General features: G+C 60.2%; 1 protein-coding gene. It reads left to right on the top strand.

All coding sequences use genetic code 11. The features are described from left to right. Positions 1-173: 173 nt before the first annotated feature. Positions 174-443: a DUF3077 domain-containing protein gene (locus PMI38_RS21195; RefSeq protein WP_008098621.1), complete on the top strand. Its 270-nt coding sequence runs from the start codon at positions 174-176 to the stop codon at positions 441-443. The last annotated feature ends 117 nt before the right edge of the window (positions 444-560 follow it).

Here is a 560-nt window from a genome sequence, read left to right as displayed (position 1 = left end):
CGCGGGTGCTGCACTAGGCCGGGAGCCATGCGTTGTCTGGTCTGGCCCTTTCGCGGGACAAGCCCGCTCCCACAGGTTCCCCGCCATGCCTGAGGGCGGCGGAGATCTTGTGGGAGCGGGCTTGCCCCGCGAAAGGGCCAGACCAGGCAATGAAAACTCAGGGAGATCCAACAATGAGCACAGACGACACAAAAACCTGCACAACGGTGGGCAAGACCCAGTTCTTCCAAGGCGAAGGTATGACCCAGCCATTGTTTTGCATTGCGCCCGGCATCCCTTGCCAATCAGCTCGAGAACAGGCTTCTGAGCTGATGGGCTATGTGCGAGACATGACCCTGACTGGGCTGATGGAAGGTGACCAGAAATTGATCTGGGCTTCCCACTACCTGAGTGGCTTGGCCAAGGCCTTGCTGGATGATGCCGAGCTGGGGATGAGGCACTGACTGCTCGCCACGACTTTTGTGGTGGTCATGAGATCGAGCGCCGCCCGCGCGGCGCATCGCGAGCAAGCTCGCTCCTACATTTGTTGCAACGTGCCACGGTCTGTCAGGCCATGGTTG

Origin of the sequence: Pseudomonas sp. GM84 (assembly GCF_000282535.1) — a bacterium.
Lineage (GTDB): Bacteria > Pseudomonadota > Gammaproteobacteria > Pseudomonadales > Pseudomonadaceae > Aquipseudomonas.
The sequence above is the reverse complement of the archived record's forward strand: the minus strand, read 5'-3'. Positions and strand labels throughout refer to the sequence as shown.